The organism is Streptomyces sp. NPDC002896 (genome assembly GCF_040295225.1).
Taxonomy (GTDB): Bacteria; Actinomycetota; Actinomycetes; order Streptomycetales; family Streptomycetaceae; genus Streptomyces.
This window is the reverse complement of sequence record NZ_JBEOVA010000001.1, coordinates 164681-180133: the sequence shown is the minus strand read 5'-3', so window position 1 is coordinate 180133 and position 15453 is coordinate 164681. Positions and strand designations below refer to the sequence as shown.

13 protein-coding genes are annotated in these 15453 nt (G+C 70.2%); 7 read left to right on the top strand and 6 right to left on the bottom strand.

Annotated elements, in window-relative coordinates; all coding sequences use genetic code 11:
* Positions 1-72: 72 nt before the first annotated feature.
* Positions 73-2424, bottom strand: coding sequence for an immune inhibitor A domain-containing protein (locus tag ABT009_RS00675; RefSeq protein ID WP_351287844.1), 2352 nt, complete (start codon positions 2422-2424; stop codon positions 73-75).
* A gap of 493 nt (positions 2425-2917) precedes the next feature.
* On the opposite strand from ABT009_RS00675, the gene ABT009_RS00670 reads away from it, so the two are divergent.
* Positions 2918-3286 carry a hypothetical protein gene (locus tag ABT009_RS00670; protein WP_351287841.1) on the top strand — a complete coding sequence of 123 codons (369 nt, stop codon included), beginning with the start codon at positions 2918-2920 and terminating at the stop codon, positions 3284-3286.
* 34 nt (positions 3287-3320) lie between these two features.
* On the opposite strand, the gene ABT009_RS00665 is transcribed toward ABT009_RS00670, so the two are convergent.
* The 3 genes from ABT009_RS00665 to ABT009_RS00655 form a co-directional block, all read right to left on the bottom strand.
* Positions 3321-4052 carry an RDD family protein gene (locus ABT009_RS00665; protein ID WP_351287838.1) on the bottom strand — a complete coding sequence of 244 codons (732 nt, stop codon included), beginning with the start codon at positions 4050-4052 and terminating at the stop codon, positions 3321-3323.
* Between the two features lie 112 nt (positions 4053-4164).
* Positions 4165-5706, bottom strand: coding sequence for an RDD family protein (locus ABT009_RS00660; protein ID WP_351287836.1), 1542 nt, complete (start codon positions 5704-5706; stop codon positions 4165-4167).
* Positions 5707-5862: 156 nt separating this feature from the next.
* Positions 5863-7233: an FAD-binding oxidoreductase gene (locus tag ABT009_RS00655; protein ID WP_351287833.1), complete on the bottom strand. Its 1371-nt coding sequence runs from the start codon at positions 7231-7233 to the stop codon at positions 5863-5865.
* A gap of 97 nt (positions 7234-7330) precedes the next feature.
* On the opposite strand from ABT009_RS00655, the gene ABT009_RS00650 reads away from it, so the two are divergent.
* Positions 7331-8845 carry a tetratricopeptide repeat protein gene (locus ABT009_RS00650; RefSeq protein ID WP_351287831.1) on the top strand — a complete coding sequence of 505 codons (1515 nt, stop codon included), beginning with the start codon at positions 7331-7333 and terminating at the stop codon, positions 8843-8845.
* 28 nt (positions 8846-8873) lie between these two features.
* On the opposite strand, the gene hppD is transcribed toward ABT009_RS00650, so the two are convergent.
* Positions 8874-10028, bottom strand: a complete 1155-nt coding sequence (hppD, locus tag ABT009_RS00645; protein WP_351287828.1) for a 4-hydroxyphenylpyruvate dioxygenase — start codon at positions 10026-10028, stop codon at positions 8874-8876.
* Between the two features lie 123 nt (positions 10029-10151).
* Between hppD and ABT009_RS00640 the strand changes: the two genes are divergently transcribed.
* From ABT009_RS00640 to ABT009_RS00620, 5 genes are all read left to right on the top strand, one after another.
* Positions 10152-10622 carry an Lrp/AsnC family transcriptional regulator gene (locus ABT009_RS00640; protein ID WP_351287825.1) on the top strand — a complete coding sequence of 157 codons (471 nt, stop codon included), beginning with the start codon at positions 10152-10154 and terminating at the stop codon, positions 10620-10622.
* A gap of 38 nt (positions 10623-10660) precedes the next feature.
* A complete protein-coding gene (locus ABT009_RS00635; protein WP_351287823.1) occupies positions 10661-11308 on the top strand; it encodes an ABC transporter permease in 648 nt (215 codons plus the stop codon).
* The gene (locus ABT009_RS00630; RefSeq protein WP_502989782.1) at positions 11301-12626 is read left to right on the top strand and encodes a betaine/proline/choline family ABC transporter ATP-binding protein; all 1326 of its coding nucleotides are present in this window, start codon (positions 11301-11303) and stop codon (positions 12624-12626) included. Before ABT009_RS00635 ends, ABT009_RS00630 begins: the two co-directional genes overlap by 8 nt.
* 170 nt (positions 12627-12796) lie before the next feature.
* Positions 12797-13567 (top strand): ABC transporter permease, encoded by a 771-nt coding sequence (locus tag ABT009_RS00625; protein ID WP_351288567.1) that lies wholly within the window; start codon positions 12797-12799, stop codon positions 13565-13567.
* A 23-nt stretch (positions 13568-13590) separates the two neighbouring features.
* Positions 13591-14562: a glycine betaine ABC transporter substrate-binding protein gene (locus ABT009_RS00620; protein ID WP_351288565.1), complete on the top strand. Its 972-nt coding sequence runs from the start codon at positions 13591-13593 to the stop codon at positions 14560-14562.
* 23 nt (positions 14563-14585) lie between these two features.
* Here ABT009_RS00620 and ABT009_RS00615 read toward each other — a convergent pair whose 3' ends face one another.
* Entirely contained in the window at positions 14586-15374 is a 789-nt protein-coding gene (locus ABT009_RS00615; RefSeq protein ID WP_351287820.1) for a S16 family serine protease, read from the bottom strand.
* Positions 15375-15453 lie beyond the last annotated feature (79 nt).

Below are 15453 nucleotides of genomic sequence, written 5' to 3'. Positions count from 1 at the left end.
ACCTAAACACGATCGGCCGCCGCCCGCCAGAGGGGCAACGGCCGATCATGCTCTGACCTGCGACAACGCGTCTTACTTCGTGGCCTCCGAGACCTTGACCGTGATCGTCGAGCCGCTCGGGGACTCCTTCACGATCGCGATCTTGGTGTTGGTGTCAGTGATCTCGACGCCACCCGTCGGGTTGCTCTCGTCGTAGTACGTGTTCAGGTGGTCGTTGAAGATCCGGTTGCCCGGCTGCGACTTGATCACCGTGGCGACGTCCGCCTTGTGCAGCGTGAACCCGTCCGTCCGGTACTCGGTGAACGGCGCGTCGTACGTCTGGATGCGGTTGCGCATCAGCGTGCCGTCCGACCACTTCAGCGCCTGCGGGTGGGCGTCGACCGGCAGCACCAGGCCCGTGCCCGGGTGCTGGCTGGTGTTGTTGTCCATCTGGGAGGTGTCCCACTTCCAGATCAGCAGGCCGTTCTGGTACGGGAAGTGCTCCACCCAGTCGGGGCGCGTGGTCGAGAAGCCGAAGTTGTACGGGCCGACCTTCAGGGTCTTGTCGTACGACACGTACTGGCGGTTCTCCGCGATGTAGTACTGCTCGTACTCCTTGGAGAAGGACGCTCCGATGCGCGAGAAGCCCGTCGCCGTCCAGGCGGCGTCCGCGCTCTCCGCGCCGTCGGAGAAGACCGCCGAGCCGTCCGCGGTGACCGTGATCGAGTCGGCCGCGAAGCCCTTCTGGGCCACGCCGCCGTCCGTCGCGTAGCGGAAGCGGAGGTCGATCTTCTGGCCCGCGTAGGCGTCGAGCGGGTAGACGAGCTTCTGGTACGCGTCGACCGTGCCGTCAAGGGCGGGCTTGTCGCTGCCGTCGCGGCTGATCGGCTGGCCGTTGGCGGTGCCGTCGATCGCCGTCCAGTTGGCGCCGCCGTCGGTGGACACCTCGGTGTAGAGGTAGTCGTAGCCCGCCTCGATGTCCCACCAGCCGTCGAGGCTGAGGGTCGCGGAGGTCTTGCCGGTGAGGTCCACGGACCGGGTGAGCGTGTTCTTCAGGTCGTCGCCCATGCCGCTCCACCACTGGGTGGAGCCCTGCGCGGGGGTGACCACCTCGGTGGTGACCTCCTTCTTCGGCAGTTCGACGACCAGGCCCTGGGCCTTGTCGGTGTTGTACTCGGCCACGCCCAGTGTGTGCGTGGAGCGGGTCGCGGCCTTGGCCGTCTCGTAGTTCAGCCAGCCGAGCTGCAGCTTGTCCCAGGCGTTCATGTCGCCGGGCAGGTCGCCGATGGTGTCCTCACCGGTGCCGAGCCAGGAGCCGGAGGACATCAGGGTCCAGAAGCCGGTGGAGTTCTCGCCACCGCCGGAGGTGTCGTAGTGGTCCGGCAGGCCGAGGTCGTGGCCGTACTCGTGGGCGAAGACGCCGAGTCCGCCGTTCTCCGGCTGGATGGTGTAGTCGCCGACCCAGATGCCGGTGTCGCCGATCTGGGCGCCGCCCAGCTTGTTGCCGTCCGGGCCGGTGGCACCGGCGTCGGTGCCGAACGCGTACCAGCGGTGCGCCCAGATGGCGTCCTCGCCCTGGACACCGCCGCCCGCGGACTCGTCCTCACCGGCGTGCACGATCTGGAAGTGGTCGATGTAGCCGTCGGCCTCGTTGAAGTCGCCGTCGGCGTCGTGGTCGTAGCGGTCCCACTGGTCGAACTTCGCGAGGTCGGCCTTGATGTCCGCGTCGGACTTGCCCGCGGCCTCCTGCTGTGCGACCCAGGCCGTGACGCCGTCGCGGACGACGTTCCAGACGCTGGCGCAGGTGCTGGAACCGCAGTAGTTGGAGCCGTAACGGGCCTCGTTGTAGGGCACCTTGACCCAGTCCGAGACCTCGCCGTCGACCGAGTAGCGGCCCGACGACTGCTTCTCGTAGTACTTCTTCATCGACTCGACGCCGGCGCCGGTGCCGAAGTAGAGGTCCTGGAAATGCTGCTGGTTGTAGTCCGCCTGCCAGGCCGTGCTGTTGTCCTGGGTGCGGTCCGGCTCGGCGATCTCGTTGTCGCCCGGGCCTGCCGTGCCGCCGTACCTGCTGTCGATCTGGTCGCCGAACTCGACCAGGATCGTGAAGATCTGGTCGGTCTTCTCGCGGCCGAGCTCCACGTACTTGTCGCTGTCGAGCTGCACGACCTGCGAGCCGTCGCGGTCCTTCACCTCGGCGTCGCCGGATATGACCTGCTTCAGGGCCTCCTCGCGCTGCGCCTCCTGCCGGTCCGTCAGCGGGCCTTTGAGGTCGTGGTCCACCTGAGCCTTGGCCGCCGCCGGGTCGTGGCGGTCGATGGCCGCCGTTCCCGGGGCCTGGCCCTCCTCGGCCTGCGCTGTGGCGCCGACCGAGAACGCCGCGGTGGCCGTGGCCAACGCCACGGCCACCGCAGTGGCTCTGAACGTCCGTCGTCTGATGGTCACCTGACTGTCCGTCCTTTCCCCCGCGTCGCTCCCTCCCCCAAGCTCTCGGCTTCGCTCGAGCAGAGGGGACCCCGGCGCGGCAGGTCACGCTCTCGGTCGCAGAGGGCCGCGCGGCGCGGATATACGCGCGTCAACAGTGCCGTTATTGGACCGGAGTTACGGGTGAAAAGACAGATCTTGACTTGAGCACGCCAACTGCACTATGCAACAGGGGGAGTTCGGCAACCGGACAACCGGCATGGGGCGACTTGACCCTCAACGGGCGCGTTCGACCGTCCACTTGGTGGACTCGATGACTCCGTGCGCCCCTTGTGCACCGGCGCCGTGGGTAAGGTCACGCTTACCGGCGTTCCACTCGGGCATGCAGCCGATTAGAGTCATTTGACGGCGCGTTACAGACAAGTCGACATAGGTACGCACCCTCGTTGATTTCCGCATCCTCCCCCATGACACGAGGGCATGGGGGAACCCCCATCCCGAGGACGGATACGTCATGCCTCGTCCGACCGCCGCACAGCTCGCCTACGGTTCCGCAACCGTTGTCCTCTGCACCCTGGCCATGCTGCTGTTGTCACAGACGAGTTCGGGCGTGGGGGTGGCCGTCATCGCCCTTGCCGCACTAGGGCTGGGCCTTCTGGTCGCCCTGACCATGCCTCAGTCCAGGACGGTCTCCCCGACCGCGGTTCCCACCGACGCCGAGGCCACCGGGCATGCCGCGGACCGCACACCTGCCGCGGCCTCGGCGGCCGCCACCGCATCCGCTTCCCGGCCCGTTCCGGCTTCCGCCTCGGGCTCCGAAGCACGGGTGCCCGCACGGCACGCCGCCGCGCATGCGGGTGCCGAGCGGGTACGCCAGCCCTGACTGCCGGCTCTCGTCAGCCGGAGACAGGTGGGTCTCAAGCGGTGCTGACCACCACCGTCTTGGCCGCCTTGTCGTGCAGACCCTGCTTGTACGGCTTGTCGAAGAAGCTCCAGCCGCCGCAGATCGCCGTCCAGATGCAGTAGCAGCAGAAGGCGAACGGCAGCCACAGCACGGCCGCCCTGACGAGCGACGTCTGCACACTGGGCGTCGAGCCGTCGCTGAGGTTCGCCACGCGCATCTTCATCCACTGCTTGCCCAGGGTCTGCCCCGATTTGGCGATCATGAACGTGTCGTAGGCGATGTAGAGCACGGCCGCCATGATCGCCCGCCCGTACAGCGGCCCTGCCTGGACGTTGTTCTCGTCCACGTACACCTTGTTGAGCCCGAACGCCCAGGACAGCAGCGCCACCACGATGCCGACGATGATCATGTCGATGATGCGGGCCAGTGTGCGCCGGGCGCTGTCGGCCAGCGGTGGCATGCCTGCCAGGGGTTCCTCGGCACCGGAGGGGCCGCCGCCGTAGGGACCCCCGCCTCCATAGGGCGGCGGAGGCTGCTGCCCGCCGCCGTACGGGGAGCCGCCACCGGGCGGCGGAGCGCCGTACGGGCCGCCTCCCTGGGGGGTGTCATACGGAGAGCCACCCTGCGGAGCGTCGTACGGGGAACCGCCTTGCGGGGTCTCAGCACCCGAAGGTGGCTGCTTCTTCCTGAACGGGTCGTCTTCCGGCGGCTCGCCGGAACCGGAGGGCGGCGGTTGGGTGCTCATGGCCCGAGTCGACCGCGAACCCCTCGGGTCCGCAATGGGCGGGCCGCCGTCCGGAGTACGGCCGATCCCGAACCGCCCGTACGTGGACTCCCACCGGCCCGCGGGGAACCATCTAGCCCGCCACGAACGTACGTGCCGCCTTGTCGTGCCAGCACTGGCGCCACGGCCGGTCGAACAGGCACCACAGGACGCCCACGACGCCGACGACCAGCACGCCCGGCACGCTGTACACCAGCCAGCGGCGCAGCGCGGCACCGTACGAGGGCGGCGCGTGCTCCTCGATGTCCCGCACCTCGAGCCCGCACAGCTTCTTGCCGAGCGTGCGGCCCCACTTGGCGGTCGGCAGCGCCTCGTAGACGACACCGAAGAGGAGGAGAACGCCGAGGACGATGCCGAGGTAGCCCGCAGTGGTGCCGTCGACCAGCCAGACCGTGACCGTCTCGCCGGAGAGCTTCGCGGCGTCGATCTTGGCGTTGATGTGGTCGACCGCCTTGGCGGCGAGCGGTACGGCGACCGCGGCGGTCACGCCCGCGACGACGATGGTGTCGATCAGCCGTGCCGCGAACCGCTTGCCGAGGCCCGCGGGGCGGGCCGCCGCCTGGGCCTGGGCAGCGGCCAGGAACGGGTCCTGGACCGGCGGCTTCCACGGCACGACCGGCTGCTCGCCGCCGCCCGCGGACGCCGCCGGGCCGGACTCGGGCTGCGCAAGGCGGTGCACCTGCTGGGCCCAGGACGGCTGTCCGCCGCCGGGCCCGGACGTCACCGGGGACGGTGCGGACGTGCCCGGCTGCCGGGGCATGGCGGGGGTGGCGGACGCAGCGCCCGGCGTCGGCACGGAGTGCTGCGTCGCCGGGGCGGACGCCTGCTGGGAAGCGGACTGCTGGGGAGCGGCCGGGGCCGTCGGGGTGGCGGCCTGGCCCGCACCGCGCTCGGCGGCCGCTCCGGGGAACGCCCGGATGGCCATGGTGCCGTCGCTGCCCGCGGCGGCTGCCGCGTTCTGCCCGGACGCCGCACCGGACGCGGCGGACTGGGAAGCGCTCCCGCCACCAGGACCGGCCGGCCGGCCCGCAGCGTTGGGGCGACGGAAGGTCACGGTGCCGTCCGTCGGCGTGGGTGCGCCGCCCCGGCCCGCGTCACCGCCCGCGGCCGGGCCGGAGCCCGCCGCCGGGCCCGGCTTCACGGCACGCATCCGCACCGTGCCGGGCGTCCCTCCCGCGTCCGCGCTCTCGGGCTCGTCCGTGGGGCGCGGCACTCGCGGGTCGGCCGACTGCGGCTGCTGGGAGCCCCAGGAGACGCGGCGGTCCTGGTCACCGCCGAAGCCGGTCTGCCGGGACGCGTCGGCGCCCCACGCCGATGCGGGTTCCGGCTTGATGCCGTGCTGCGCCTCTCCGGGCATCGCCCTCGGGGCGGACGGATCCTCGTCGAGGAAGACCGGGCCGGTCTCCTCCGCCCTCGGCGTGGCCGGGGCGGGCGCAGCGGCCCGGGCCGCACCGGGAGGCGGGGGCAGGGGCTCGCCGTCGCTGGGCGCCGGACGGCTCGTACCGGGCACCCAGGCAGCGCCGTTCCAGTACCGGACGTAGCCGGGGATGGACGGGTCCGGGTAGTAGCCTTCGCGGGGCCTGTCGTCGCCGGGGGCCGGGGTTGGGGCGCTCATGTCCGTCGTCCCGTATCTGCTCGGGGGCTGGAGTTGGGGTCCACATCTATCAGACCGGTGCACGCCCCCGGGCGGGTCCCGCGGGAAGCACCCCTTTTCGGGCACTGTCGCGGAACGCCGGCCGGGGGTCGGAGTAGCTTGCCCGGGTCGAGGCGGTCAGAAGAGCTTGCCGGGGTTGAGGATGCCCAGCGGGTCGAACGTCTGCTTGATCGCGCGCTGCATCTCGACTCCGACGGGTCCGATCTCGCGCGCCAGCCACTCCTTCTTGAGTATCCCGACACCGTGCTCACCGGTGATCGTGCCGCCCAACTCCAGGCCGAGACCCATGATCTCGTCGAACGACTCGCGGGCGCGCCGGGACTCGTCGGCGTCGGCCGAGTCGAAGCAGACGGTGGGATGGGTGTTGCCGTCCCCGGCGTGCGCGCAGACTCCGATGGTCAGGCCGTACTTCTCCGCGATGCGCTCGACCCCTTCGAGCATCTCGCCGAGCCGGGAGCGCGGCACACACACGTCGTCGATCATCGTCGTGCCCTTGACGGCCTCGAGTGCGGTGAGCGACAACCGGCGGGCCTGGAGCAGCAGTTCGGACTCGGCGTGGTCCTCGGCCGGTACGACCTGGGTAGCGCCCGCGGCCTCGCACAGCGCCCCGAGCGCGGCCAGGTCGGCGGCCGGGTCGGGGGTGTCGAAGGCCGCGAGCAGCAGGGCCTCGGTGGTGTCGGGCAGGCCCATGTTCGCGAAGGCGTTGACGGCCCGGATGGTCGTGCGGTCCATCAGCTCGAGCAGGGACGGGACGTGCCCGCCCTCCATGATCTTGCAGACCGCGTCGCAGGCGGCGGCCGCTGAGGCGAACTCGGCGGCCAGCACAAGCTGCTGGGGCGGCTTCGGCCTCAGGCCGAGGACGGCTCGTACGACGATGCCGAGGCTGCCCTCGGAGCCGACGAACAGGCGGGTCAGGTCGTATCCGGCGACGCCCTTGGCGGTGCGGCGGCCGGTGTGCATGAGGCGGCCGTCGGCGAGGACGACGTCGAGCCCGAGGACGTACTCGGCGGTCACCCCGTACTTCACGCAGCACAGGCCGCCCGACGCGGTGCCGATGTTGCCGCCGATGGTGCACGTCTCCCAGCTGGAGGGGTCCGGCGGGTAGTACAGGCCGTGTTCGCCGACGGCGCGGGAGAGGGCGGCGTTGACGACGCCCGGCTCGACGACCGCGATCCGGTCGACCGGGCTGATCTCCAGGATGCGGTCCATCTTGACGAGGGAAAGCACGATGCAGCCGTCGGTGGCGTTGGCGCCGCCGGACAGGCCGGTGCGGGCGCCCTGCGGCACGACGGGGACGCGCAGCTCGGTCGCGGTGCGCATGACGTGCTGCACCTCTTCGACGGTGCGCGGCAGCACCACGACGGCGGGCACGCCCGCCTCGCAGAAGCTCGCCATGTCGTGGGAGTAGGAGGCCGTGATGTCGGGGTCGGTGAGGATCGCCTCGGCCGGCAGACCTGCGCTGAGGTGTTCGACGAGAGTACGGCTCATGATCACAGCGTGACACCCGCAGCCATCGGTGTGAACCCGTCGGCGAGGCCGTTCGTGTGGCGGCGATGCGATCTTCGTATTGGCGCACAGTTGTGTCATGGAGATCGAAAAGGGACAGCAGGGTCCGCCGTCCGAGGCCGGGCGGCAGCAGGTTCCGGCCGCGCCTGGGGCGGGGCCCCGGGCCACTCCCCAGTCCGCGGCGAAGCCGTCGCGTGGCCGACGCCTCCCGCGCGCCGTGAAACGCGCGCTGGCCGTCGCGGTCCTCGGCGGTGTGGTGGCCGGCGGTGCGCTGGTGCTGCTCCCGTCGCTCCCGGGACAGCGCTACGAGGCACCGCTGCCCGCGCCCGGACCCGGGCCCATCACGCGGGCGGCGACCGCCCTGGGCGCGGGGGTGCCCGCCTCCACGGCCGATCTGATCGCCCTCATCGACGACCGCGTGGCGCATCTGCGCACGCACCCCGCGGACCAGGAGTCCTGGGCGGTGCTCGGCGCCGCGTACGTCGAGCAGGGGCGGCAGACCGCCGACGCCGCGTACTTCCCGAAGGCCGAGACGGCGCTGCGTACGTCGCTGAAGGAGAAGCCGCAGGACAACGTCCAGGCGCTCGCCGGACTGGCGGCCCTCGCCAACGCGCGCCATGACTTCCGTACGGCGAAGCGGTGGGGCGAGCAGGCGGTCGACCTGGCGCCCAAGCGGTGGACGACGTATCCCGCGCTGATCGAGGCGTACGGGCAGCTCGGCGACCAGGAGGCTGCGGCCAAGGCGCTGGAGACCATGCGCGGACTGGGCACCTCCGGATCGTCCCGGGCAGCGGTGCTGCTCAGTGCGGGGCAGGTCTACCGGGACCGCGGGTGGCGCGAGGACGCGGCCGCGGCACTGTCGGACGCGACGGTGCTCGCGAGGTCGCCGGCGCAGGAGGCCGTGGGCCTGTACCGGGCCGGTGAGCTCTTGTGGGAGCGGGGTGAGCCGGCCCAGGCGCTGCGGTACTACGAGGCCGCGCTTCGGGCCGACTCCGGCAACCACGCGGCCCTCGCCGGGAAGGGGCGCGCGCTGGCGGCACTGGGGCGGACAGCGCAGGCGCTGCGCGCCTACAAGGCCGCGATCGCGAAGCAGCCCGCTCCCGAATACGTCCTTGAGCTGGGCGAGCTCTACGAGTCGCTGGAGGACGCCAAGTGGGCGCTGGCCCAGTACGACTCCCTGCGCGCCCGTGTGCGGCGAGACGGCGCGGGCGGTGTCAACGACGAACTGACCCTCGGTCTCTTCGAGGCCGACCACGGGGATCCGGCGGCAGCCGTCCGGCGGCTGCAGGCGGAGTGGGGGCGGCACGAGAGCGCGGAGGTCGCGGATGCGTTGGGGTGGGCGCTGCATCGGGCCGGTGACGACGAGGAGGCCTTGACGTACGCGCTCAAGGCGATGGACCAGGGGCAGATCAGTGCGGTGTTCGCCTATCACCGGGGGGAGATCGAGCGGTCTCTGGGGCGGTATGGGGCTGCGCGGCGGCATCTGCAGCAGGCGTTGCGGATCAATCCGTACTTCTCGCCGCTGCTTGCGCCTCGGGCCGAGGCGGCGCTGGAGGAGTTGGGGGAGCCGGCCATGACGGCTCCCCCGGACTGACCGTGGTCGTGCGTCGTGGGCACAGCAGTTACAGGTTGCCCCTCCTCGCCTGTTCCCGCTCGATTGCCTCGAACAGCGCCTTGAAGTTGCCCTTGCCGAAGCCCATCGAGCCGTGGCGTTCGATGAGTTCGAAGAACACCGTCGGGCGGTCCTGGACCGGCTTGGTGAAGATCTGCAGCAGGTAGCCGTCCTCGTCGCGGTCGGCGAGGATCTTCAGTTCGCGCAGGGTCTCCAGGGGCACGCGGGTGTCGCCGACCCACTCGCCGAGGGTGTCGTAGTACGAGTCGGGCGTGTCCAGGAACTGAACGCCGGCCGCCCGCATCGTGCGCACCGTCTCGACGATGTCGTTCGTGGCGAGAGCGATGTGCTGGACACCGGGGCCGCCGTAGAACTCGAGGTACTCGTCGATCTGCGACTTCTTCTTGCCGACGGCCGGTTCGTTGATCGGGAACTTGACCTTGAGCGTGCCGTCGGCGACGACCTTCGACATCAGCGCCGAGTACTCGGTGGCGATGTCGTCGCCCACGAACTCCTTCATGTTCGTGAAGCCCATGACCTCGTTGTAGAAGGCCACCCACTCGTTCATCCGGCCGAGTTCGACGTTGCCGACGCAGTGGTCGATGGCCTGGAAGGTGCGGCGGGCCGGGGGCTCGACGAGCGGGTCGACGGCGACGAAGCCCGGCAGGTACGGGCCGTCGTAGCCGGAGCGGTCGACGAGCGTGTGGCGGGTGTTGCCGTAGGTGGCGATGGCGGCGAGTACGACCGTGCCGTGCTCGTCCTTGACGTCGTGCGGCTCGACGATGCCGCGGGCGCCGTGCTCGACCGCGTACGCGTAGGCGGCGCGGGCGTCCGGGACCTCGAGGGCGAGGTCGATCACGCCGTCGCCGTGCTCGGCGACATGCGCGGCGAGGAACCGGCCCCAGTCGGTGGACGCCTTGATGACCGAGGTCAGGACGAAGCGCGCGGAGCCGTTCTCCAGGACGTAGCTCGCCGATTCGCGGCTCCCGTTCTCCGGTCCTGAGTACGCCACGAGCTTCATGCCGAAGGCCGTGGAGTAGTAGTGGGCCGCCTGCTTGGCGTTGCCGACGGCGAAGACGACCGCGTCCATGCCCTTCACCGGGAACGGGTCGGCCTCGCGTGCGGTGGTCGGAATGGGGTGCAGAGGTGCGGAAGTGGCTGCCATGGCAGCAGGCTCCACCCGCCCCACAAGGTGCGCAATAGTTCGCAGTTCTGCTGGTCAATATGGCCACCCGAAAGCCAGGATGGCCGGGCGTTCTGTACAGGATGACCATCATCGGAGGCCGGCATGGCGATCGATCATCTGGACGGCAGTCTCATCGTGTTGCTCGCGCGGGAACCCCGGATCGGGGTGCTGGAGGCGTCGCGGCGACTAGGGGTGGCGCGCGGCACCGTACAGGCCCGTTTGGACCGCCTTCAGGCGAATGGAGTCATCCGCGGATTCGGCCCCGAGGTGGACCCGGCGGCGCTCGGCTACCCGGTCACGGCGTTCGCGACGCTGCAGATCCGGCAGGGACAAGGAGCCGAGGTCAGGGTGCATCTGGCGACCGTCCCCGAGGTGCTCGAACTGCACACGACCACGGGCACCGGGGACATGCTGTGCCGCCTTGTGGCCCGGTCGAACGCGGACCTCCAACGTGTGATCGACCGGGTTGTGGGTTTTGATGGCATCGTCCGGGCTTCCACGGCGATCGTCATGGAAAATCCCGTTCCGCTGCGGATCATCCCGCTTGTGGAGCAGGCGTCGGGAGACTCCTGACGCGGGCACCGGACGGTGCCAGGGCAGGGTGAGATCAGGTGAACTTCTGGGACTTCGTGCGCAGCACCCATCAGCAGCTGCTCACGGACGCGTACCAGCACGCCTCCGCGGTCTTCCAGTGCATGGTCGTCGCGACCGTCCTGGGAGTGCTGATCGGCGTCGCCACGTACCGCACCGAGTGGGCGGGCAATCTCGCCACGCTCACGACGTCCACGATCCTGACCATCCCGTCCCTCGCCATGATCGGTCTGCTGATCCCCATCGTCGGCCTGGGCGTGGCGCCGACGGTGATCGCGCTGACGCTGTACGGGCTGCTCCCGATCGTGCGCAACTCCATCGTCGGGCTGCGCGGCGTCGACCCGACGCTGGTCGACGCGGCGAAGGGCATCGGGATGTCGCGGGCGGCCCGGCTGCTGCGGATCGAGCTGCCGCTGGCGTGGCCGCCGATCCTGACGGGCATCCGGGTCTCCACGCAGATGCTGATGGGCATCGCCGCCATCGCCGCGTACGCCTCCGGGCCCGGCCTCGGCAACGAGATCTTCCGCGGCATCGCGTCCCTGGGCAGCGCCAACGCGCTCAACCAGGTCCTCGCGGGCACGCTCGGGATCATCGTCCTCGCGTTGCTGTTCGACGCCGCGTACGTCCTCATCGGACGGCTGACCATCCCGAGGGGGATCCGTGTCTGAGACTCCAGGTGCCGCGACGGACCCCAGGGCGGCTGGTGAACCGGACCGGTCGGGCGCCGTCACATCCCCGCCCGGCGCCACTGCGGACCACGGCAAGACGGGCGCCACCATCGAGCTGGAGAACCTGACCAAGCACTATCCCGGCAGCGCCGCGCCGGCCGTGGACAGCGTCAACATGGAGATCAAGGCGGGCGAGATCGTCATCTTCGTCGGCCCCTCGGGCTGTGGGAAGTCCACCACACTCAAGATGATCAACCGGCTGATCGAGCCGACGGGCGGCCGCATCAGGATCGCCGGCGAGGACGTCACCGACATGGACCCGGTGAAGCTGCGCCGCAAGATCGGGTACGCCATCCAGGCCTCCGGGCTCTTCCCGCACATGACGGTCGCCCAGAACATCGCGCTCGTACCGAAGATGGTCGGCTGGCGGAAGTCGAAGATCGACGCGCGGGTCGAGGAGATGCTGGACCTCGTCGGGCTCGACCCCGGCGAGTTCCACGGCCGCTATCCGCGCCAGCTCTCCGGCGGCCAGCAGCAACGCGTGGGTGTCGCCCGGGCGTTGGCGGCCGATCCGCCCGTACTGCTGATGGACGAGCCGTTCGGCGCCGTCGACCCGATCACCCGCGACCACCTCCAGGACGAGCTGATCCGGCTCCAGCGCGAGCTGCACAAGACGATCGTCTTCGTCACCCACGACTTCGACGAGGCCATCAAGCTAGGCGACCGCATCGCGGTGCTGCGCGAGCGCTCGCGCATCGCCCAGTTCGACACGCCTGAGGCGATCCTGACCAACCCGGCGGACGACTTCGTGTCCGGTTTCGTGGGCGCGGGCGCGGCATTGAAGCGGCTCAACCTGACGCGCGTACGCGATGTGGAGATCACCGACTATCCGACGGTGAAGATCGACGACCCGCTGCAGGACGTCTTCGACAAGCTCCGTTCGGGCAGTACGAACGAGATCCTGCTGCTCGACAAGCGCGGCCGCCCCTACAAGTGGCTGCGGCGCGGCGACCTGATGCGCGCCAAGGGGTCGCTGGCCCGGGCGGGCACGCTCGTGGCCGACACGGTGACGCGGGACGCGACGCTGCGGGACGCGCTGGAGGCGGTCCTCACCGACAACACGGGCCGGGTCGCGGTGACCGGGCGGCGCGGCGAGTACACCGGCGTCGTCGACATGGAGACGCTCATGAACTCCGTCCACGAACTCCTCGAGGCCGACCGGCTGGACGCCATCGAGCACCAGCACCAGCTGGAGGAGGTGCGCGCCCAGCAGACGCTGGCGGACCAGGAGGGCGACGGCGGAGGGGCGAGGGCGTGAAACGCGTTCCCGGCGACCGCGGCACGAGGCCTCCCAGGGACCCGAGGCTTCCGAAGGACCGCGACACGACGCTTCCCAAGGACGAAGCGCCCGGCACGGGGCTTTCCGACGGTGAGCAGGGGGTCGAGGACCTTCTGGAGCGGGAGGAGCGTGCGGCCCAGGAGCAGACGCTGGGCGCGGCGGCGGTGCGCGCCCGCGAACCGGCCCGGGTGACCTGGCAGAAGCTCACCTATCTGCCCGCGGTGGTCGCGGCCGTGCTGCTCGCCACCTGGATCTGGTTCGCCACCACCGACCTGGACCCGATCTCCAGGAACGCGCTGGCGGAGGGCGTGGTGTGGCTGCGCCTGCGCCAGCACGTGGCGCTGACGGTGATCTCCACCTTCTTCGTACTGATCATCGCGATCCCGCTGGGCATCCTGCTGACCCGCGGAAGGATGCGCAAGGCGGCGCCGTTCGCCATCGCGCTGGCCAACATCGGCCAGGCGACCCCGGCGATCGGCCTGCTCGCGCTGCTGGTGATCTGGCTGGGCATCGGCCAGAAGGCGGCTCTGATCGGCATCATCATCTACGCCGTGCTGCCGGTGCTGTCCAACACCATCGCGGGCCTGAAGGCCAACGACCCGACGCTCATCGAGGCGGCACGCGGCATCGGCATGTCGCCGCTCGGCGTACTGGGGAAGGTCGAACTGCCGCTGGCGGTGCCGCTGATCCTGGCGGGCGTGCGTACGGCGCTGGTGCTGAACGTGGGCACGGCGACACTCGCCACGTTCGGCGGGGGCGGCGGGCTCGGCGACCTGATCACCACCGGCATCACCAACCAGCGGATGCCGGTGCTGCTGCTCGGCTCGGTCCTGACGGTCGCGCTGGCGCTGCTCGTCGACTGGCTGGCGTCGCTGGCCGAACTGGTGCTGCGACCGCGGGGTCTGGAGGTGCGACGGTGAGGCGGCGACGGGTACGCGGGGGCATGCGGGGGCGGCTGCGCGGGGTGGCCGCCGTCCTGGTGGCCGGTGCGCTGCTCGCGGGGTGCGGGCTTGCGAGCGGCTCCCCGATGACGGACGACGTCGAGCCCGGCTCGATCGGGCAGGGCAAACCGCTGGAGGGTGCCGATCTCACCGTGACCTCGAAGGAGTTCACGGAGCAGCTGATCCTCGGCGCCATCATGGGCATCGCCTTCCAGGCGGCCGGCGCACACGTCCTCGACCGCACCGGCATCCAGGGCTCGATCGGCGCCCGCGAGGCCGTCAAGAACGGCGACGCGGACGCGATGTACGAGTACACGGGTACCGCCTGGATCACGTACCAGGGCAACTCCGAGCCGATCCCCGACCCCCAGAAGCAGTGGGAGGCCGTGCGGGACGCCGACGTGAAGAACGGCCTGACCTGGCTGCCGCCGGCCGAGCTGAACAACACCTATGCGCTGGCGATCAACCAGGCCAACCTGAAGAAGTACGGCACGAGGACGCTGTCGGATGTGGCGGCGCTGTCGAAGAAGGACCCGAAGGCGGTCACGCTGTGCGTGGAGAGCGAGTTCGCCTCCCGCCAGGACGGACTCCTCGGCATGGAGAAGGCGTACGGGATGGACATCCCCTCGTCCAACGTCACCACGATGGACACCGGGATCATCTACACCCAGGTCGCCAAGGGGACGTGCACCTTCGGCGAGGTCTTCACCACCGACGGCCGCATCAAGGGGATGAACCTGACGGTGATGGAGGACGACAAGCACTTCTTCCCGAACTACAACGCGGCACCGTCGATCAACAGCAAGACCCTGGAGAAGTACCCGGCGATCGCCCAGATCCTCGACCCGATCACGAAGAAGCTCAACAACACGGTGGCGCAGGAACTCAACTCGAAGGTGGACGTCGAGGGGCAGGACCCGCATCTGGTGGCGCTGGAGTGGATGGTGCAGGAGGGATTCGTCAAGGAGGGGTGAGAAAAGTCCCGCGTAGCCGAGCGTCAGCAGCTCGGGACCGAGCCGCCCTTCTCCAGGGCACGCAGCGACTCGACCGTGCTCTTCAGATTCGTCACCGGGATCAGCCTCAGGCCCTTCGGCAGTTCCGCCTGCGCGTCCGCGCACTCCGCCTTCGGCACCAGGAAGACCGTGGCGCCGTCGCGCTTGGCGGCCTGCGTCTTGAGGGCGACGCCGCCGACCGCGCCGACCGTGCCCTCCGTGTCGATCGTGCCGGTGCCCGCGATGGTGCGGCCGCCCGTGAGATCGCCTCCGGCGCCATCGCCGTCGAGCTTGTCGATGATGCCCAGGGTGAACAGCAGTCCCGCGCTGGGGCCGCCGACGTCGGCGAGCTCCAGCTTCACATGGACGTCGTCGGGGTCCTTGCCGAGGTACACCAGGGCGGCATCTGTGGCCGCATCCTGGGACTTCTTCATCTGCTCCGCGTTGTGCTGCTCGATCTCCTTGGTGGACTCCCCGCTCGGGTAGACCGCGTCGCGCGGCATCACGGCCTGGTCCGTGCGGAACCAGCCGTCGAGCACGTTGCCGAGCCGCACGTCCGCGTCCGGGCCGGTCGCCGCGATGGTCGTCATGCGCAGCTGCCCGGTGGTGTCGCGCGTGGGCGCGCCCGTGATGGTGATCACCGGCTTGCCCTTGTTCTCGCCGAGCACGTCGGCCGTCATCCCTGGCTGCGCCACGGCGAACGGCAGCGGCGCGACGACCGCGGTCGCGAGCAGGGCCACGACGGGAGCGGCGCAGACGGCGACGGCCTTGGGACGTGAGAGACGAGAGAGCACAGGGCCAATCTAACCTGCGGCGACCAGGGCCTCTCAGCGCTCTGCGGGGACCGGGGCCTCTCCGCTCTGCGGCGGCCAG